The organism is uncultured Parabacteroides sp. (assembly GCF_947855115.1).
Taxonomy (GTDB): domain Bacteria; phylum Bacteroidota; class Bacteroidia; order Bacteroidales; family Tannerellaceae; genus Parabacteroides.
The window spans coordinates 24987-45710 of sequence record NZ_CANTZW010000030.1 but is presented as its reverse complement, the minus strand read 5'-3'; the positions used below and the strand labels follow the sequence as shown (position 1 = coordinate 45710).

General features: G+C 37.5%; 18 protein-coding genes and 2 pseudogenes. 7 read left to right on the top strand and 13 right to left on the bottom strand.

What is annotated here, in order from left to right; translation table 11 throughout:
- The first annotated feature begins 5 nt into the window (after positions 1-5).
- Genes Q0110_RS15400 through Q0110_RS15370 form a run of 7 tightly spaced genes read left to right on the top strand, consistent with a single transcriptional unit; the run spans position 6 to position 11950 of the window.
- On the top strand, positions 6-1928 hold the full coding sequence (locus Q0110_RS15400; RefSeq protein WP_297908343.1) for an N-6 DNA methylase: 1923 nt from the start codon (positions 6-8) through the stop codon (positions 1926-1928).
- Positions 1929-1930: 2 nt separating this feature from the next.
- Entirely contained in the window at positions 1931-2983 is a 1053-nt protein-coding gene (locus Q0110_RS15395; RefSeq protein WP_366139688.1) for a Fic family protein, read from the top strand.
- Positions 2976-4151, top strand: a complete 1176-nt coding sequence (locus Q0110_RS15390; protein WP_297908337.1) for a restriction endonuclease subunit S — start codon at positions 2976-2978, stop codon at positions 4149-4151. Before Q0110_RS15395 ends, Q0110_RS15390 begins: the two co-directional genes overlap by 8 nt.
- A 19-nt stretch (positions 4152-4170) precedes the next feature.
- Entirely contained in the window at positions 4171-5505 is a 1335-nt protein-coding gene (locus Q0110_RS15385) for an AAA family ATPase (protein ID WP_297908335.1), read from the top strand.
- An 8-nt stretch (positions 5506-5513) separates the two neighbouring features.
- Complete coding sequence (locus Q0110_RS15380; protein ID WP_297908332.1) at positions 5514-6203, top strand: hypothetical protein; 690 nt, start codon at positions 5514-5516, stop codon at positions 6201-6203.
- 19 nt (positions 6204-6222) lie between these two features.
- Positions 6223-9375 carry a type I restriction endonuclease subunit R gene (locus tag Q0110_RS15375; protein ID WP_297908329.1) on the top strand — a complete coding sequence of 1051 codons (3153 nt, stop codon included), beginning with the start codon at positions 6223-6225 and terminating at the stop codon, positions 9373-9375.
- 31 nt (positions 9376-9406) lie between these two features.
- The gene (locus tag Q0110_RS15370; RefSeq protein ID WP_297908326.1) at positions 9407-11950 is read left to right on the top strand and encodes an ATP-binding protein; all 2544 of its coding nucleotides are present in this window, start codon (positions 9407-9409) and stop codon (positions 11948-11950) included.
- A gap of 84 nt (positions 11951-12034) precedes the next feature.
- Here Q0110_RS15370 and Q0110_RS15365 read toward each other — a convergent pair whose 3' ends face one another.
- The 13 genes and pseudogenes from Q0110_RS15365 to Q0110_RS15305 all read right to left on the bottom strand — a co-directional run bounded on the left by Q0110_RS15365 (position 12035) and on the right by Q0110_RS15305 (position 20723).
- Positions 12035-12556, bottom strand: a complete 522-nt coding sequence (locus Q0110_RS15365) for a hypothetical protein (protein WP_297908323.1) — start codon at positions 12554-12556, stop codon at positions 12035-12037.
- Positions 12557-12560: 4 nt separating this feature from the next.
- Positions 12561-13768, bottom strand: a pseudogene (locus Q0110_RS15360) (relaxase).
- Positions 13765-14193, bottom strand: a pseudogene (locus Q0110_RS15355) (metalloproteinase). The pseudogenes Q0110_RS15360 and Q0110_RS15355 overlap by 4 nt, the downstream one beginning before the upstream one ends.
- Before the next feature lie 577 nt (positions 14194-14770).
- Positions 14771-15559: a WG repeat-containing protein gene (locus tag Q0110_RS15350; RefSeq protein ID WP_297908321.1), complete on the bottom strand. Its 789-nt coding sequence runs from the start codon at positions 15557-15559 to the stop codon at positions 14771-14773.
- A gap of 47 nt (positions 15560-15606) precedes the next feature.
- The gene (locus tag Q0110_RS15345) at positions 15607-15942 is read right to left on the bottom strand and encodes a hypothetical protein (RefSeq protein ID WP_297908318.1); all 336 of its coding nucleotides are present in this window, start codon (positions 15940-15942) and stop codon (positions 15607-15609) included.
- 176 nt (positions 15943-16118) lie between these two features.
- A complete protein-coding gene (locus Q0110_RS15340; protein ID WP_297908315.1) occupies positions 16119-16487 on the bottom strand; it encodes a hypothetical protein in 369 nt (122 codons plus the stop codon).
- Between the two features lie 137 nt (positions 16488-16624).
- Positions 16625-17023, bottom strand: a complete 399-nt coding sequence (locus Q0110_RS15335) for a hypothetical protein (RefSeq protein ID WP_297908312.1) — start codon at positions 17021-17023, stop codon at positions 16625-16627.
- Between the two features lie 11 nt (positions 17024-17034).
- Positions 17035-17391 (bottom strand): hypothetical protein, encoded by a 357-nt coding sequence (locus tag Q0110_RS15330; protein ID WP_297908310.1) that lies wholly within the window; start codon positions 17389-17391, stop codon positions 17035-17037.
- Positions 17392-17462: 71 nt separating this feature from the next.
- A complete protein-coding gene (locus Q0110_RS15325; RefSeq protein WP_297908307.1) occupies positions 17463-18230 on the bottom strand; it encodes a hypothetical protein in 768 nt (255 codons plus the stop codon).
- A 20-nt stretch (positions 18231-18250) separates the two neighbouring features.
- Positions 18251-19657: a M48 family metallopeptidase gene (locus tag Q0110_RS15320; protein WP_297908304.1), complete on the bottom strand. Its 1407-nt coding sequence runs from the start codon at positions 19655-19657 to the stop codon at positions 18251-18253.
- On the bottom strand, positions 19657-19962 hold the full coding sequence (locus tag Q0110_RS15315) for a hypothetical protein (RefSeq protein ID WP_297908302.1): 306 nt from the start codon (positions 19960-19962) through the stop codon (positions 19657-19659). Before Q0110_RS15315 ends, Q0110_RS15320 begins: the two co-directional genes overlap by 1 nt.
- The gene (locus Q0110_RS15310) at positions 19946-20140 is read right to left on the bottom strand and encodes a hypothetical protein (RefSeq protein ID WP_297908299.1); all 195 of its coding nucleotides are present in this window, start codon (positions 20138-20140) and stop codon (positions 19946-19948) included. Before Q0110_RS15310 ends, Q0110_RS15315 begins: the two co-directional genes overlap by 17 nt.
- Positions 20130-20723, bottom strand: a complete 594-nt coding sequence (locus tag Q0110_RS15305) for a hypothetical protein (protein ID WP_297908297.1) — start codon at positions 20721-20723, stop codon at positions 20130-20132. Before Q0110_RS15305 ends, Q0110_RS15310 begins: the two co-directional genes overlap by 11 nt.
- Position 20724 lies beyond the last annotated feature (1 nt).

Here is a 20724-nt window from a genome sequence, read left to right as displayed (position 1 = left end):
TATATATGATAAATATACGAAAACTTGAAGCAGAACTTTGGGAATCAGCTGACCTGTTGAGACAGGGCAGTAAACTGACAAGCAACCAGTATTGCATGCCGGTGTTGGCATTGTTGTTTCTCCGCTATGCTTACAGCCGATATAAACTGGTAGAAACAGAGATACTGAAAGACCGACCTTCACGCGGAGGGAGGGTAATGCCTGTTGAACCAAGCGACTTTAAAGCAAAAAGCGCACTTTATCTTCCACGGGAGGCTCAATTTGACTTTCTCGTCAATTTACCGGACAATATCGCTTCTGTCGGTTTGAAAAACAAGGACGGCCAACCGGTGAATTCATTGGGCGAAGCAGTAAATAACGCAATGCAACTGGTAGAAGAACAAAGTGAACAACTTACGGGCGTATTGCCAAAAACATATACGATGTTTGCCGATGATTTGCTCTGCGAACTGTTACGTATTTTCAATAATAAGACCATTGATGAAATAGGCGGCGACATTATAGGCCGAATCTATGAATACTTTCTTTCCAAATTCGCAAAGGCAGTAGCCAGCGATGATGGCGTTTTTTTTACGCCAAAGTCATTGGTGAAAATGCTTGTCAATGTTTTGGAACCCAAGCAGGGTATTATGTTTGACCCAGCCTGTGGTTCAGGCGGAATGTTTGTTCAGACCGGTGATTTTGTAAATGCGGCAGGTATGAACGCCAATACGCTGATGACATTCTTCGGTCAGGAAAAGGTGGAATACAACGCACAGCTCTGCTTGATGAATATGGCTGTTCATGGTCTTAACGGACGCATTGTTTCCGGGGATGAAGCCAACTCTTTCTATCATGATGCCTTCAATCTCGCAGGCAGATGCGATTATGTGATAGCCAATCCTCCTTTCAATGTGGATAAGGTGAAGTCGGAGTCGGCTTTCAGTGCGGGACGCCTTCCTTTCGGATTGCCGGGTGTCAATGCCAAAACCAAGGAGGTGGGCAATGCTAATTATCTTTGGATTAATTATTTTTACGCTTATCTTAATGAGCGTGGACGTGCCGGTTTCGTCATGGCAAGTTCGGCTACCGACAGTTCCAACAAGGATCGCGACATCAGGGAGCAACTGGTAAAGACCGGGCACGTGGATGTGATGGTAAGTGTAGGGAATAACTTTTTCTACACATTGTCTTTGCCTTGTTCTCTGTGGTTTTTCGACAAGGCCAAACGGGAAGAAAACCGCGACAAAGTGCTTTTTATAGATGCCCGTAAATATTATACAGTTGTTGACCGCACGCTGAACGAATGGACTGAATGGCAGTTGCTCAATTTGCAGGCAATCGTCCATCTTTACCGTGGAGAAACAGACAAATACCAGGCATTATTGGAAAAATACAATCAGGCTATAAACGAGGCAGTAGATTCTATTTCGGAAGAAGCCCTATCATTTGTTTCCCTCCTTGACAGCGATACCGCCGGTCAGTTCAACAGCTCATTGGCATGGCTTAACTGTTCATGGGAAAACTATGATGAACTATCCAAGAACTTGAACGGACAGATAGAGCAGACCAAAAGCTGTGTCAAGTTAGCGGAAGAAAAACTGAAAAAGCGTGAACTCAAATCCATGAGACTGGCAGGAGATAAATTCTGTAAAGTGCTTGAAGAAGTTTTGACAGTTATAAAAGAACACGACTGGCTGACTGAAAAATTCGGTAAAGGCGAATACAAGGATATTGCCGGTCTCTGTAAGATTGCCACTCTGGAAGAAATCGAGGAAAAGAACTATTCGCTTACACCTGGTGCCTACGTTGGTGTTCCGGAAGCAGAAGACGACGGTGTGGATTTTCACAAACGTATGAATGAAATCCATGCGGAACTGGCAAAACTTCATGAAGAAGCTAACGTGCTTATGAAGGAAATATTAAATGACTGGGAGACGCTGAAATGAGCATGAACTATAAGACAGAAACACTGCTTTCCCTGCTGGATGAATATAAGGCATTGGGTATTGCGGAGCAGATAGACTACAACAAGTTCTATCTGTATTCCCTTATTACCCATTCCACAGCCATTGAAGGCAGCACGGTCACTGAAATAGAAAACCAGTTGCTTTTCGATGAAGGTATCACGGCAAAAGGCCGCAGTTTGCAGGAGCAGATGATGAATTTGGATTTGAAAGCGGCATACGAACAGTCAATGAAGCTTGCCAAGGCGCATGCTGATTTTTCTGTCGATATGCTAAAAGGCTTGTCTGCTTTGGTGATGAAAAACACAGGTGGAGAATATAACACAGCAAGCGGTAGTTTTGACTCATCGAAGGGAGAGTTGCGTTTGCTTGGTGTTACAGCCGGTGTAGGAGGAAGTTCCTATATGAATTTCCTGAAATTTCCTGCCAAATTGGAGGAGTTTTGTCGATATATAAACAGTCAGAGAAAGGAACTGCTGAATACAGACGATGCAATCTCCAAATATAGGCTCAGTTTTGAAGCTCATTACCAGCTTGTCACCATTCATCCTTGGGTAGACGGAAACGGACGCATGTCAAGGCTGGTGATGAATCATTTGCAATATGAATTCGGTCTGATTCCTTCGAAAGTGGTCAAGGATGATAAGGCAGAATATATCCAGTCGCTTATTGATGCACGCGAACAGGAAACGCTTCTTCCTTTCTATGAATTTATGTTCGACGAACATATCCGAAACATAAGTAAAGAGATTGAAGCATACAAGAAGTCACAGGCTGCTGACCTGATAAAACCTGTATCTGACCCGATAAATGATATGTCTGACCCGATAACAGAACGCTTGTATCAGGCTATTCTAAAGAATAATAAACTGAATTATGCTGAATATGGAGCGTTATTAGGCGTATCGGAAGCAACTATCAAACGCCGTTTGGGTGAGTTGAGAAAAGCCGGGATGATTGTTCGTATGGGTAGTAATAAGAGCGGATCTTGGGAAGTGGGAAGTTTGAAGGATAGAAAGGAGGGAAGGTATGAGTAACTTGATAAAGCTTGGAGAATTATGTCACTTTATAAATGGAGGAGCATGGAGTGACAAAGAATATATATCTTATGGAATTCCTGTTATAAAAGTAACTAATTGTAAGCCTTCAGGATTTGAACTTACAAACATTAGTTATTTACCATATGCTCTTGAAAAAAAATATATTCAAAATAGACTACAACTTTACGACCTCATTATTGCAACAGTTGGATCTCATCCAAATCTTGAAAACTCTGCAGCAGGGAGAACTATTATTGTTAATTCATTAGTAGAGGGATTCTATTTAAATCAAAATGCTGTTTGTGTAAGGAGTAAAGATAATGAAATTTTAGATCAGAAATTTCTGGGATATTATTCTAAGTATTATTTATTTAAGAATTATATCCAAATGAAAGGTCGCGGTGCTGCTAACCAGATGCGAATAGCAATAAGTTCTATTAAGGAATACCCAATGCCACTATTACCAATATTTAATCAACGTCGTATAGCTGAGATACTTTCTCGTTACGATTCCTTAATAGAAAACTACCAAAAACAGATTAAGTTATTGGAAGAATCAGCACAGCGTCTTTATAAAGAATGGTTTGTTGATTTGCGTTTCCCTGGGCATGAGAATACTAAGTTTGTGGATGGGGTGCCGGAAGGATGGGAGAAAATATGTTTAGGAGAACTTGTTTGTTTTAAGCGAGGTAAAACAATAACAAAAAAAGAAATAATTGAAGGTAATATACCTGTTGTTGCAGGTGGTATTGAACCAGCATATTATTGCAACAAATCAAATACAAGAAATCGTGTCGTAACAATTAGTGCATCAGGTGCAAATGCAGGATATACACGTATGTATTTTGAAAAAATTTGGGCATCAGATTGTTCTTTTATTGATTGCTCAATGACGAACTATTTTCATTTTGTTTATTGTTATCTTATTGCAAATAAAATTGCAATTGATAACCTGCAAAAAGGAGCAGCTCAGCCACATGTATATCCTAAAGATATAAATGCATTAGCACTGTGCTGCCCACACAACGATATTCTTGATAGTTTTGAGTCTAAGATATCATATTATTTTGATTTGATATCTTCGTTACAAAAACAAATCCATAAACTCACCGAAGCCCGCGACCGCTTGCTTCCCAAACTGATGAGTGTAAAAATAGAAGTATAAAATCTAAAATTGAAATATTATGCAAGATATAACAATAAAAAATTTCCGATGCTACGAAGAAAAAAATATGGAATTTCGGAGAGGAGTAAATTTGCTGATAGGAGATAATTCTGTTGGTAAAACTTCGTTATTGCACGCCTGTAACTTGGTAGTAAATGCTTTTTTCTCTGGTTATAGCGATGAAAACACTGTATGGAAAAGTGCGGATGACAACGATTTCCGTGAAACGGGAGTTGCAGAATTACCCATTGAAATTATATTTCATCCCAATGAACAAGATTATCCCATTATACAAACACAGTCTGGTAACAATTATTCTTTAGACCCAAATGTAGAGCTGAAGATAGAAAAAAAGTCTAAAAAGAATTCTCGTAATCTTACAACAGGTTTAAAGCCATTAAGAGATTATGCCACTGTTTGTAATCATTCTTCTCATATACTACAAGAAGATAAAAGTGTTCTACAAGTAAACGTATTGCCTGTATATGCTTGTTTTACTACGGAAGATATCCATTCAGTGCGTAAGTTTGATAAGAATAAATTTAACAAATACAATCACAAACCTTCATTTGGATATTTTGAGTGTTATGATTGTAGAGGATTGTTTGAATGTTGGATAAAACGTTTGCTTGTATTAAAAGGGGCTCAAAAAGGTGAGGAGGAAATTAATTCCGTAAGAAATGCCATTATTGATGCATTAGGCTCAACTGGGTGTAATATCATCAATGATATGGATATACGTCATAATGAAGGCAAGGTATATTTCAAGTTTGTTGACGGACGCGAATCAGAATCCGCATTGTTGTCCGACGGTTACCGTCGTTTGGTGAATATCGTTATGGATATTGCTTTCCGTTGTGCTTTACTCAATAAATCTATGTTTGGCGCCCAGTGCTACAAACATACGCATGGCACTGTCATTATTGATGAGATTGATGAACATCTGCATCCGGCTTTGCAAGTCCGTGTGCTGAAAGCATTGCAAGATACTTTCCCGAAAATTCAATTTATAATAAGTACGCATGCTCCTTTGGTTATGTCGTCAGTTGAACCAAGAACAGATGAAGACGGTAATGACATCAATGTTGTGTATAAACTGGAATATATTGATGGGAAATACACGCATAAGGAATTGAATATCTACGGAATGGATGCTTCAACAATTATTGAAACATACATGGGACAGCCTTCACGAGACTTGAAAGTAAATAATGATATTAAATCCATACTGGAATTAATAGATAAAGGTGATATTCAAACAGCGAGGAAATCGTTGGAAGAGTTAGAGCAGAATATTGCTAGTGGTGACCCGGAATTAACAAGAATGGAAGCATTAATCTCGTTTATGGAATAACAAGCCTTATGATTCTGATTACAAAAAATAAAGAGCCGAAAGAGTGGACTGAGTATAGGAACACTCCAGGAGTAGATTATCAGGCTATTCCAGAATTAGTCCAATCACTATTGAAAGAACAGGGATATATATGTGCCTATTGTATGCGAAGGATACCTACGAAAGATAAAATATATAAAAAAGACGGAGTAAACTTTGTATATACTAATGAGGACCATCGTATAGAACATATCAAAAGTAGAGAACTGCATGACGATTTAAAACTGGATTACACGAATATGGTGGCATGTTGTCCCGGTCATATTGGAACGCAAGATCACTGTGATAGATTAAAAGGATCGAAGGATATTTCGTTTAGTCCAATTGATAAACAATTTATTGAAACTGTCAGATACAGTTCCAATGGAAAAATATCTTCAACAAATGATGTGTACAATGGTGAGATGAATGATGTTCTTAATCTGAATACAAAACTGCTGTGTAAGAATAGACTTTCAATGTTGACCGAGGTTATCTGTAAAATCAATTCAACTTGTAGAAAAGGGAAAAGCTGGGATAAGAAAACTCTGGAACTGTTTTTAAAGAAATACAGTGAAAAGCATTCAGTGAAAGATGAAGAAGGAACAAAGGAAAAGTATTATCCATATTGCGGGATTATTATTTGGTATTTACAAAAGAAACTACGTACTTTAGGTTAAAACTAATTTGAATTAAATCATGTCAACCGACTACAGCGAAGACCGACTCATACAGCGAAGTGCCGCCGGGTTAATGGAAACAGAACTTGGCTGGACTTCTGTTTATGCATACGACAAAGAGGTATTGGGAGAAAACGGTACACTTTGTCGTAACAGTTATCATGAAGTATTGCTTACACAGCGATTCCGACTTGCCTTGAAAAAGCTGAATCCGTGGATAAACGACAAGCAGATTGCTGAAGCTATAGAAAGAATGACGGAACGTATGAGCAGTCAGACTCTGATGCAGATAAACGAGCAGAAATATCAGTTTATCCGTGATGGCATACCTGTAAAACGCATAAAACCGGATGGTACATCGGAAGAAATAAAAGCTATAGTCATAGATTTCGAAAATGCTGACAATAATGACTTTCTATGTGTCAGGGAACTTTGGGTTTACGGTGCGCTATATAGGCGCAGAGCGGATATTGTGGGATTTGTAAACGGCATACCATTGCTGTTTGTTGAGCTGAAGAACCATAATGTGGAAGAGGAGAATGCTTTTAATGAGAATTGCCGGGACTATCTGGACACCATACCGCAGTTGTTCTATCATAATGCCTTTATCATTTTCAGTAACGGATTGGAAGCCCGTGTCGGTACCATTGATTCTAAATGGAAATTTTTCCATGAGTGGAAACGACTTACAGAATTGGATAATGGAAACATAGAGCTTCCGACTATGCTGCGTGGTATCTGTAAAAAAGAAAATTTCCTTGACTTGCTGGAAAACTATATCTTGTATGACCACTCCGACGGAAAAACGGTGAAAATTATGGCGCGAAACCATCAGTATCTGGGAGTGAACCAGGCCGTAGAGATGTATAAAAACCGTGAATATGTAAACGGAAAATTAGGGGTTTTCTGGCATACACAAGGAAGCGGTAAAAGTTATTCAATGCTGTTTCTTGCTTGTAAAATCAGACGGAAATTTGCAGGTTCGCCAACTATCGTAATCCTGACTGACCGAGAAGAACTGAACAAACAAATCAGTGATACATTTGAAAATTGTGGCGTGCTTGGGAATGTGAAAGCCAAAAGTTTCATTGCAAGCAGCGGGGATGACTTGATAACGAAATTGAAAGGTAATCCTTCTTTCATATTCTCCCTGATTCAGAAATTCAACAAGCCTGATGCTGAACCAATTTATCCTGACCATGATATTATTGTAATCAGTGATGAGGCGCACCGTACGCAAAATGGAGTATTCGCCGAAAATCTTCTGCATTTGCTGCCTACAGCCAACCGAATCGGATTCACCGGCACACCTCTGCTGCGTGATGACAATATAACTGCAAGAACTTTTGGTGGATATGTCAGTATATACGACTTCAAACGTGCTGTTGACGATAAGGCTACAGTGCCATTATATTACGAGAATCGTGGCGAACGTTTGAAGGAACTGAAGAATCCGGAAATCAATGAAGAAATTGTTGCCGTTTTGGAACAGGCTGGCGAAATTGATGCCTCGCAACAGGTAAAATTGGAACGTGAGTTTGCTAAAGAGGTACATTTGCTTACAGCACCGAAACGACTCAGAATTGTAGCGCAGGATTTTGTGCGTCATTACAGTGACTTGTGGACTTCGGGAAAAGCAATGGTAGTGTGCTACAACAAGGTGACTTGCGTACGCATGTACAACTATGTACAGGAATATTGGCAGAAAGAAAAAGAGTCATTGGAAAAACAAATATCCAAATCCACGTATCAGCAGGAAGTACAGGAGTTGAAACGTAAACTGGATTGGATGCAACAAACAGAAATGGCAGTTGTCGTTTCACAAGAGCAGAACGAAATACAGACATTCCGGAAATGGAGACTTGATATTTTGCCGCATCGTGAAAAAATGGAAAAACGCGAGCTTGACAAAGAGTTCAAAAACACCGAGAATCCATTACGTGTGGTATTTGTCTGTGCAATGTGGCTGACCGGATTTGATGTCAAGTCGCTTTCATGCCTTTATATCGACAAACCAATGAAAGCTCATACACTGATGCAGACTATTGCACGTGCAAACCGTGTGGCTGACGGTAAAGACAATGGCTTGATCATAGATTATATAGGAATTGTAAAGGCGCTTCGTAAAGCATTGGCAGACTATACAGCCAGTCCGGAAGGTGGAGCCGATGGTAATGATCCGACAATTGATAAACAGGAACTGATTAAGCATGTGACAGAAACAATTTTTGCGGCAACAGCTTTTCTTAAAGAACATGATTTTGAACTGCAGGAACTGATTGATGCCGATACATTCTTAAAACTGTCGCTGTTGAGAACTGGGGCAGATGCTGTATGTGAACCGATTGAAATACGTAAAAGCTACTGTACATACATCACTATTTTGCTGAAATTATGGAAGTTCCTCGATCGTGATGATATCACGCAGGAAATGAAACAGAGCAAGGATGCACTTGAGGCAATCTATAAAGAGCTGCAGAAAAAACGCAAACATGCTGACATCACTAATCTAAGCGTAGCGATTAATGCCATTGTTGATGAGCATTTGGAACTGGATGCTGACAGTATAGTAGCGGAAAGTGCTTCGAACCGTCGTTTTGATATCAGTAAAATCGACTTTGATTTACTTAGGCGGGAGTTTGCAAAAAAGAGAGAAAAGAAATTGATAATGAAGGATATCCAGGAATTACTGCTGGAACGTATTGTTCAGATGATGGCAGCTAATTCTTCCAGAATCAATTTCTACGAGAAGTATCAGGAAATCATTCACAACTATAATGCTGAACAGAATAGGGCAAGCATTGAAAAGACTTTTGAAGATTTGATACACCTTACAGAAGAGTTGTCAGAAGAAGAAAAACGTTACATCAGAGAGGGATTTGAAAATGATGAACAGCTTTCTTTGTACGATGTATTGTTTAAAGACGATTTGTCAAAAGAAGATATTAGAAAGCTGAAAAATGTAGCCAAAGACTTATTGGGTAAAATAAAGTCTATGTTTAAAACAATGGATCATCCGTTTGACAAACAGGAGACAAAAGCTTCTATTGTTATTGCAATAAGGGATTTACTATGGCAAGAACTACCTGAAAGTTATTCAGATGAAAGCATTACTTATTATCGTGACGTTGTGTTTAATTATATCAGCCAACGATATGGTGGGGTAGCCTGAATATACAAAATCAATTTTTATTAAATGAATTATGATGACTTATAAAGATACTACACTTTGGAAAGAAGCATTCAATGATAAATACGGGCATATTGCATTAAGAGGAAGATTAACTAATGCGTTTGAAATAGCACATAATAATGCATCATTTCTACTCAATAAAATTAGAATAGATTTTCCTTCATTAACAATACATGATATAACTCATGTTGATAGTCTTTGGCAAGTTGCAAGTATAATTGCAGGAAAGGATTATCAATTAAATCCTTTGGAAGGCTTTATTTTAGGATGTTCATTTCTTATACATGATGCAGCATTGTCTTATATAGCAGTAGGGGGTAAGGATTCATTGCGCTCTACCACTGAATGGAAAGACTTTCATTCAGATTATATTTCTAAATCAGATATGACTGATGAAGAAAAAGAATATGAAACTGATTTTAGAACTATTCGTTATCTCCATGCTAAATACGCAAAGGATTTATGTAATCAGATTTTTGATAGAGAAAATGGATCCACGTTTTACATTATAGAAGATGATGAATTAAGGAAACATTTATGGCAAGTTATAGGTGATATTGCAGCAAGTCATCATTGGAATATGGATAAAGTCAAGACGTTAGGAAATCAAATCCCTGCTTTGGCAGGTTTTCCTGTAGACTGGCGAATAAATCCATTGAGATTAGCTTGTCTTTTGAGATGTGCAGATGCGGGACATATTGATTCAGGTAGAGCGCCAGACTATCTTTTAAAATTATTAGATATAAATGGAGTTTCTCGGAATCATTGGGAAGCCCAAAATAAATTATCTCAAATAGATATTGACACAACAAATAAATCTAATGTTATTATTGCTTCAAATATTGCTTTTTCAGAATCAGATTATGCAGCATGGAATGTTGTTTACGATGCTGTTATGGTTCTTAACAATGAGCTTATTCAATCCTATGAAGTTTTAAATAATCTTCCGTCTCCGATACCTTTTCAGGCACGTCGGGTAAGTGGTGCTGGATCAAGAGAAGAATTATGTAGATATGTAAAGACATGTGGATGGTTCCCTTGTGATGCTAATATTCATATTAGTAATATTGAAGGGGTTATAAAGACTCTCGGAGGGGAAAAATTATATGGGAAAGAAAAAAAAGTAGAGTATGTTGTACGTGAGCTAATACAAAATGCAAGAGATGCCATTGTTGCTAGAAAATATTTGGAAGAAGGCTTTGAAGGTCGTATTGATGTTTATATTGAAGAAAAAGATAATAATCAATGGTTAATTGTTAAAGATAATGGTATCGGCATGTCTATGCAAACCATAAAAGACTATTTATTGAATTTTGGAAAGAGCTTTTGGGCTTCAGACTTAGCTAAAGAAGAAAATCCAGGTTTGGCATCTTCTGGATTTAAATCTGTAGGTCAATTTGGAATAGGCTTTTATTCTATTTTTATGATTGCCTCTGAAGTTATTGTTGAGACTAGGAAATATAATGAATCATTAAATAGCAATATTAAATTACGTTTTCCTAATGGTTTATGCTTACGTCCAATTGTGTCACAATGTAATGGTAGTAGTATGAATGTAAGCACAATAATAAAAGTATGCCTTAATCCTAAAGAGGTAATCTGGAAAAACATTGTACAAGTGCATTCAGGGATGTCTGGTGTAAAAGATTTTAACGTGCCTTTTAAGGATGTTTTGGCAAATATTACTGCAGGACTTGATGTGGATGTGTATTACAAAGAACTAGGACATTCTTTTGGCAAAGTTCATGTTAATATTGTTTCTGAAAGCTTGGATAAACGTCAATGGTTAATTGATGCAACATATGCAAACCATCATGAAAATCAGAGGTATGTAAATTATATAAATAGTAATTATAATCGATTACGTTATATTTATCACAATGGAAAAATTGTTGGTCTGGCTGCATTAAATACACTTTATCAACAACATTCTTCATATATGGATATTCATACTGTAGGAGGATTATCAACTTTTTCTTGTAATAGTGGAATGGGGTTCTATATGGGATATGTTTCTACGAAACCAGAAACAGCTAAACGTGATGGAAAAGTTGAAACTCAAATACTAAAAGAATGGGCTATAGAACAATACCATATTTTACTTCAGCAAGGGTTAACTGATAGTGATAAACTATGGTTACCATATAACTTATGTAGTTTTGATATTGATATGTGTGATATTTTAATGGTTTATTTTGCTAATAAGTCAAACTTATTTTCTGCTGATCTAAAATCATTATTATCATTAATAGCAAAAGGAGCTAAATTAGTTTTTGCGATTTCACCATATGGTAATGATGATAGAATTGATACATATACTGATAGGGAAAGAAGTATTAGTATGTTAAATGATAATGAATACCTTTTTATTCCATGTACTAATAGTAGTTTTTTAAATACTGAAGTTAAAGATAATTCTTATTTTAACATTATTAGTTGTATAAAAGCTGTTGCAGCCAAAATGGAATTTAAAATCCAATTTAATTTGGTTGATAATAAAACTCATTCTGGAATTGGAGGAAAGTATAAAGGGTTGGTCCTTAGTTGTTCGTGATTAAATGTATATAGGGAATTATTAAAAAAAGAATTCTCAACTGGTAGATTAAAGTTTACCAGTTGAGACTATCTTAATATATTTTTACTTTAGTAAAAAATACGACACTACCATCACCATCGTAATCCCTAAGATCGCTATAAGCCCACATACAGCAACCATCCTCCAAATTAACCAAGAATGCAAAAATTCTACATTCGCCACTATCATACAGACCAAGAAAGAGGATAAGGCAATTAGAATAACAATCAAAATATAAAATGCTTTATGTGATAGAGAAATACGGTTATCCATTTGAGCAATCCTCTGCTCTGCCTCTGTACACTTGGTTTCAATTTGATCAATGAACTGGCCAAGAATGGTATTGCCAAATTTTACAGCCTGCTCTTGCGTATCCTGAGTAATAGACAGTTTGTATTTTCCTAATAAATCTACCAATGCGGTAAGATCCGTCCTCAATCCATACACATTGTCATTCAACTCGGCAAGTTCTTTTACGTTTATACCAAGCAGACGTTTTTCCTCCTCAAGATATTCATTTTGAGGAGTACTTTTGGTAGCCTGTGCTTCATTCATTTCAGCGGTAAAATCAAATTTCTTTTTCATAAGCTCATCGTTTTAATCCAGTTTGCGGTTTCTTTCCTAAGGTACGAATAGCAGCACGGGCACATTTTTTTGCCCATAAGAGATCATCCTCGTCCTTATCTCTCCATGGCAATTCGCTTTGTGAACCACCACCACCTCCGGTTGGTGCATTAGGAACTTCCAGCAATTCGACAAATATTGCTACTGCCATATCGGTTAACTCCTGTGAATTGGAGACGAAACAATAATCAAATTCATCGTTAAAATGGTTGAGTACTTTTTCTGGAATGTAGAACCGATGTTCCTGACCTTCGTGACTCAATGTATAGGGAACCGTATTCGAATTGTAGATCTTATATTGGGTGTAATCAGCGGATGCCGATGGCTTCTGAATCTGTTTCGAATCAGTGTCTTTAGGTTTGTTATTCGCTGCAATGCCTGACCTATAATGAAGTATCTCCCATGTGGCAGGAAGTTTTGAAACCATCAGGTTTCTACCAATACCCAGATCGGAAGCTTTGTATTTCGTCTTTCCTTTCATTATAGCATATCCGTGAAGAATACCATCATCGTCCTTTCGCTCATGTATGGTGTATCCTTTCTTTGTCAATGCTGCTTTGTATTCATCCCATGACCATGATGACATTGATTTAAGGACATTCATACAATCCCGTGTAACTAATGGTATGTTGATATTTCTTACTTGTTTTGCTGTTGTCCATCCACGTTTCTTTGCCACTCTTTCCGCTGCCCATTGGGCACGAAGGTGTATATTGTGGTCGTTGTTGATCTGTCCGTCTTCATCCATCCGGCAGACAGCAGCATGAAGATGAGGAACTCCGCTATTGGATTCCATATGGAGCCAGACTGTGTATTTGCGTTGGCCAGATTGGTCGGACAGTTTCGTACTTTCCCGTTCTTGTCTTTGAACACCTGTTTGTCAAACTCTGTAGAGAAATCCTGCCAAAGTTTTTGCCAGTCTTCAATGGTGAAGTCCTTGGTATGTTCGGGTGACGGACTAAGTTCAATCCTGATGACTGAGTTCTTCACCGGACGGAAGCGAGAAAGGGTAAGCTGCATGGAATTCCAGACACCCATTGCATCTGGTTCCGATGGCATCATATTGTCCAATACCCGATAGATTTTTTCCGGATGTTTTTTATTATGTGATTCGCCGGTTATATAACGGATGTCGTTTATACCATGCGATATTGCTTTAGCCTTTGCGATCATGATTCTTCAGTTTTATTATTGGTTGGAATACTGTTCGGCTCTTTTACGGAGTTGAGGAACTGGCAGATATTTTCTGCCACATTGCCAAGCTCCTTCAGCCAGTTCACCATAAATGGAATCTGGTTGAACATCATATGCCGTTGGCTTGCACTCATACCATGAAGGGCTGACGTGTATTTCACCAGGTCAGCACGGCAGTTGTCCAGATTCTGCAGCAGTGCAGCTTCCTCTTTGGAGAGTCTTGCCTTTGGCTAATAATTATATGCCCGTGCAAGCAGATAATCGCTCACGGTCATTCCGCATTGTTCGGCCAGTGACTTGATATGTTCTTTCTGTCGGGGGCTGACTTTGGCCCCGATAAATACGGTTCTCCTATTGTCCGGAGTCTCGTTCTGTTCTGTTTGTTTTATTATTTCTTTTTCCATGGGAATCTAATATTATAACGGGTTAAGGTGCGAGCCGGCGAGTACCGCACCGACTAAGTGGCTGAGCCGGCGAGAGCGCCAATGTACAACCATAACGGAGTGGAGGTTATACCTTGGCATATCTCGCAACAGATACCTGTTGAAACTGCACGGCAAGCCGTGTCGTATATACAAATGAAATTGGCATTTCGACTGCTACCATAAACGATATCAGTATTCTGGTTATCCGATAAAAGGGGAGAAGATGAAAATTTCCCTATAACGTCTTTATGACTTTGCTTTATTCTAATATGTACACCCTGCCAATAAAGTAAAGCCGAACTCAATAATGGCTGTCTGGGTTGATTTTATATTCCTTTCCCTCCAAGATAAATCAATAATATATAGCAATGATTATAAGATATATAAAATGACAATACAATAAATGAGTAACAAAATAATAACAATTTGAATCATTATATGCAACGCAAAATATAAGTAACAAAAAGTTTGGTCCATTCTTTTAAATAAAAGAAGAGTGTCAGCAAAGTAATTTCTTTATCTGACACTCTTTAATAGGTTAGTTTGGCTGGATTCTTTAATTTATGATTTCTCCCTGATTATTGACAATCACGCCGTCCGGTTGGCAAAGATACCGATCCTTACCTATGGCTTCGATTGATGTGTATATCGGTAGAGTTATGGTCTTGCCGTTACGGTTCAGCAGTCCATAGTAATCGGGGGTGTTGTAATTTCCGCTTCGAACCAAATATCGCTGGCAATCGGCTATCCCATAAATTTTATTGTCCAAACATTCATTATCGACAGATTCTACACCATTGCGAAGTTCTGTTGTTTCATACTGCATATTGCTTACCTCATCAATTACGAAATCAACAACTATATTCCCTTCATAGTCGTAACGCTTTGCCGTATGGTCTGCATGACGGACTTCAATGGCATCGTCATACACACAGATTCCAGTATTTTCAACAGGAAACATTACATCCAGTTCTGCCGTATATAGTCCGATGCAGCCATCTTTCTCCACCTGCCAGAATCCTTCATTGTTGAACAGATTATCGTATTCTGCGTTCAAGACCCAATTACCGTTTCTGTCAATCAACCCCATTTTTCCATCAACAGGATTCTTTATCATGCAATATCCGTTCTTGAAAGCATATTTCGGATTGTCAAAATGCACTTGGAAGTCCCTGTCAATAACAACCTTGCCGGAGTGGTCGATAAATAGCAGTTCTCCATCTTTCTCAACAGCTGCCAGTCCTTCAGAAAATATCCATGCACGAGTATAGTTCTCAGGAACGGTAATCTTTCCGGTAAAGCGATTGATATACCCACGTTTGCCATTTCTTGCAAATACCGCCAATGAATCCTTATCATCGGAAGTTACGACCCAATCAACATCTTTGAGAATTACTTTTTTTTATTTTCATCAAATACCCTACCTTCATTTGAATAATACAGTTGTTGAAATACAATGTGATTGCTTATATGCTTTTCTTCCCATACCCTATTATAGACATGTGGTCTTATCCATTTATCATATACCACTTCTGTAGTAAAAGCATACAAAATGCAACCAGTAAACAACATCAGTAGAATGGTTATGCACAATGCAAATATGCGTTTTATCACTTTCCCGAATGAACTTTCGTCTTTATATCCGAATAGTCCGACAATCCACAAAACAGCCTGCCATATGCCGCCTAACAAGGTGGAGAAATACTCTTTGAATGTTACTTTCTTCATGCTTTAATATTAATTGTTACTGATTTACGATAATTCTTCCTTATTTCTTTCAAATATGCTGAGACATCCTTTATCGGGCGGAATGGCTCGATTATATTCAGGTCGGTGTCGATTATTGCATATACCACCTCTTCGCCATTATCTTCCATCCCAAAGCCATCCTCATCGGCAAAATATCACCCGTCAGGATAAAGCGTCCATGTAATGGCGCCTAGACCATCTTTAAATCCGTCCCACCGATTGAGTCCTGCATAGCGTATAACTTTGGCTTGTGTATTAGCAATTCCATTTTTGCACTCCTTGGCTATCGCATCATAGTCAATATCATTGTCATCAACCAACAATTCACCATCAGTAGTTGCTAACTTACGAAATTTCCTTATAATCGTATTGGTTACATATAATTCATTATTTCGCCAGCCTTCGCCAAAGAAAAAAACTATTCCATCGCCTGCAAGAATACCTTTGTGGTCTTTCAATTCTGGATAACCATACACGCATACTTCGTTATTTTTTTGCTCAAATCTAATAGTTTCCTGTTCCATCTTCTTTTATACTTTTATTGTTGATTTGATAATATGAGATGTGATTGTATGAGATTCTATCGTGGAAAAAGAAAAAAACGCCAAATTCTCCAACGAGTCTTGGTAGTTGATTAAATGAGGATATTCTAGGAAATATCTTAAAAACCTGAGAAATTCAATTCATCCCAAAACTCTTTGGGTAGCCAGACATTATTTAGCAATGAAGTATCACGAAACATAGGAGCAATTTGAGGAACCCGCCATCTACCTAAGCCGCAACCTATGGGAGTAACCAAGAAATTTTGTTCTGAATGTTCTATTGCATATTGTGTAAATCTCTTAACTGCAACTTTTATATCGGCTAAACCAACTCCTGCGGTTACTATAGCATATGATTTACCTTGTGTGCCATCTCCTTGTCCGAATATTGCCCCAAAGTTTTCCAGTGCAAAAGCGGCTGCACCTTCCCAATGTCTGCCCGAACGACGGCAACCCAACACAAAGATTTCATTCTCTTTCAGAGATGTAACATAATCAGGTGCTATACGATTATTCATAGTTGTAAGTATTAATGTTTCTTTAATGCTTCTGCTGCCCAACGAAGATACATTGCTGCTTTTTCATCAGCTTCTGCCGCATATCTCAGTTGTGTCTTATACTTATCCATAGCATCTTCCGCATAACGAGTTTGAGTCTTTGCACGATCTATATCTCCTCGCTTTGTGTAATAGGCAGCTTCTCGCTGGTATCCTTCAGCCTTTTTAAGATAATAGGTAGCTTCCTTTCGGTAACCTTCTGCCTTCTTTTGGTAATACTCGGATTCACGCTGGTAACTCTGCGCTTTTTTGATGTAATAATCACTTTGAGCGTAGGTCACTGTAGTCAAACCAAAAATCATTGCGGTAAGTAATAGTATTCTTTTCATAATTTCCCGTTTTAATTATGAGAAAAACAAACGGCAAAATCTATCATTGAGATTATGCCGTTTATATGCTTTTACTTAGATTTCCGTATTATTTCTCTTAATCGTATACTAACTGCTATATATAAAGATTTATAAAATTCATTTTGCAATTCAATGGTTTTTAAAGATGATTCACTTGCATAACCTTGGTCTAGAATCTCAAATACTCGTTGTTTTTCTTTTGATGTCAATTTATTCCAACCACGATTCTTATAAAAAGAAAAATCTGTCAAAGCAATTTGTTTTTCATTATTGGATTTTTTCTGCATATCAAGGATTAAATACATTAAATCAGCATTTATAGTTTTCCCAAATTTTTTGTTTTTAATGCTATCCTTTTCATACATGAATACTTTTTGTGCTTTTTCTAGTATCCTTTGTGATTCTATTCCATATGCCAACATATTTTCGTATCGATATTGATACAAATGAAACTTAATTGCTTCATTATCTTCACTAACATCCTTTATGTTTAAAGCTTGCAAGTATAATTTATATATTTCAAATTCATCCTGATATGACTTAAGTAATTGAACTTCATAATCATATTTAGTTAGTGAATCTGGAACACTAACAGGTTCTATTGCATTGTATTCTCGTATGGCTAAATTGATTATTTCATTAATCTCTGATGCTATATCCGGTGCAAAAACAGTTTTATAAGTTTGTATACCAGCAAAAATCAATCCAATGCTTCCTACTGTTATGATTGATTTGACTTTACCTTTACACCAATTTATAAACCTCGGAATTAATCCTTCTTTTATTTCTAAAGGGTTATATTCATGATTGTCATTCATAATTTAAATTCACAGTTTAATTACACATTATCTTTTATCAAATAGCCAAACACATCATAAATTCCATCCTTCGCATGGAGTTTATAATCCATTTCTATATGGTACGATTTATCTTGTTCTACCTCAAATTCAAAAGGAGTCGAGATGATTCCGGATGGAGCGTATGCAGTAAGTTTGTGCTTACCCGGTGAGGTTTTACGCTTCAATGTATATCCTTTTATAAAATTTCCAGAACCGATTTCTTTATCATCAAGAAGCAACTTGTAAGAGCCGTCAAAATATGGAAGTTTGTGTTTCCGTTTATCAAGATGAATTTCCAATTCAACAGATGTTTCTAAGAGCCGTTGTTGAGTATAAATTGTAAATCCCTGTCGTAACCACTGAGCGAACTGTATTGCAGGACATTGTTGTGATGTTTGCCCGTTATCCTCTGCTAACAATAATGCTGATTGCTGAACTGTATTTGTGGCAATTGTATTTTTTGTTTCCAATTTTCCCAATCGTTCAACACGTTTTATAACCTCATCAGAGAGCAGACGGCGTGATGGTCGGGAGTAGTTCCCGACAAAGGATAACGCTAAATATTGATTATCAACTATAATGTTTTGTGATTGTAGTTGTTGCATACCCCATTGAACAACATCATAATTGTATCGAATACACGCAGCATGGAGTAATGCCCTTTGTAATGTAGATGCTCCCACATATTTAACTGCAACATCATCGGCATCGTATTCCATTTGTTTCGCTAACTTTGAATATGCCTTGTTGATGCGATTACAGATCCATATTGCAAAATAAGTAAACAGTAATAACTGCATCTTCATCTGCATTTCCCAAGTGCCTTGTTTCTTTAACTCTTTGATTGAAACGAATGAACGTGAAAACTGACCAATCGTGTAAACTGAAATAGAGTTCTTCATCTCCTCTTGAGCATAATGACCGAACTCGTGGTAGAGCATTGCTCGTATTTCATCATCATCCATTTGGGTAAGGAATCCCAAACCAACAACAAGATTCCTTTTGGGCTCAAAAATAAGGTTGCGTAATTGAGGTTGAATGAATACCGCAGCAGTTGCATTGGGAGATATATAAACCTTGCAAATGGAAGATAAATTTAGCGTTGTTGTAACCTCATTTATAATATCAAACAATGCCGGATATTCCTGTTCTGTTATCGGCTTAAAAGTTTTAGGTAGTGAGGTCTTAAAACGGAATGACTTAATCATTTCCCATAATAATATACCTCCTGCCAATGAAATAATCGTAAGTTGAATCGGTAGTTCATGCTCATTGTGATAGCGGATTACATAGTATCCGAACCATAAAGATGCCAAAGCAACCAACACAAAACAACAACAGCCGATTATGTAAATCATAACCGACTTGTGAATATCTTGCTTTAATTCTTTGACTTTAAGGCTCATTACTCATCATTATCCGTATCTGACTCCTCATCCGCAGTTTCATCAGCATTACTATCACCTAAGAATCCCGCCATAACTAATGGCTCATACATCGGGCGTATTGAAGCTGCTGCAACATTCCCCCAAGATGGAAGTGTAATGACATTATCAGACGGGAATTCATTAATAGCCTTACGAGATACATTCAATATTTCAAGCGTATCAATATCCATGGCTGCATCAATCCTTGCTGATTCTTTCTCTGACAGCATACCTTCAAGATAAGCAGCTAACTCTTCATCTGATATTTTATTGAATTGTTTCATAAGCCTCAACTTTTTCATTAAACAATGTTGTTGCTCGAAGGGCAACCATAAAGCACTCTTCAAAGATTGCCTCAGACATATTAAACAATACAGTCTTTCGTTCCTTTGAAGTTGCTTTACCATCAAGTACTCGACCAAGTAACTCGAAGTTATTTATTTGAATTGTATTATTTTCCATATCCTATCGCAATCATTTGTTTTTGCAAACCTTTTCTAACTCGGTTATAACGAGTATAAACATATCCGGCAAATTGAGCATCGGTTTTAGCTTCCGTACTCAAACTTTCATCTTTTGCCATTAAGAGTTTTGCCTCGTCAAGAATATCTCCGGGTTTCTCCCCATCTATAAGAATACGTTGGACCAAGAATCTATCAAAAGGTTGTAATCTCCTAATAATCTTATTGAAATCTTCCATAAAGAAAGCATCTCCATTTCTATCATCTTGTAAATTTTTAACAAGGGCAATGTTTTCATCTAATGGCAATAGTTCCTTGTCTCGTTTATGTTGGAAATATCGAGAGGCGATAATCGTTACATATGAATTTAACGAGCATGTGTATTTGAATATCCTGAGTTTGTGCCAATCATCAGCAGAGAGGAACTCATAGAATTCCCCTATAAGTTCCTCCGGAGTATGTTTATACTGACAAAAGTACTGCCCGATGTATATCAACATTGGCTTGCACCGTACAAAGAAGAAATCCTTAATTGTGCGGTGGTCGCCAATAATGAGTTTATCTACGAGTTGTCGGTCTGTCATA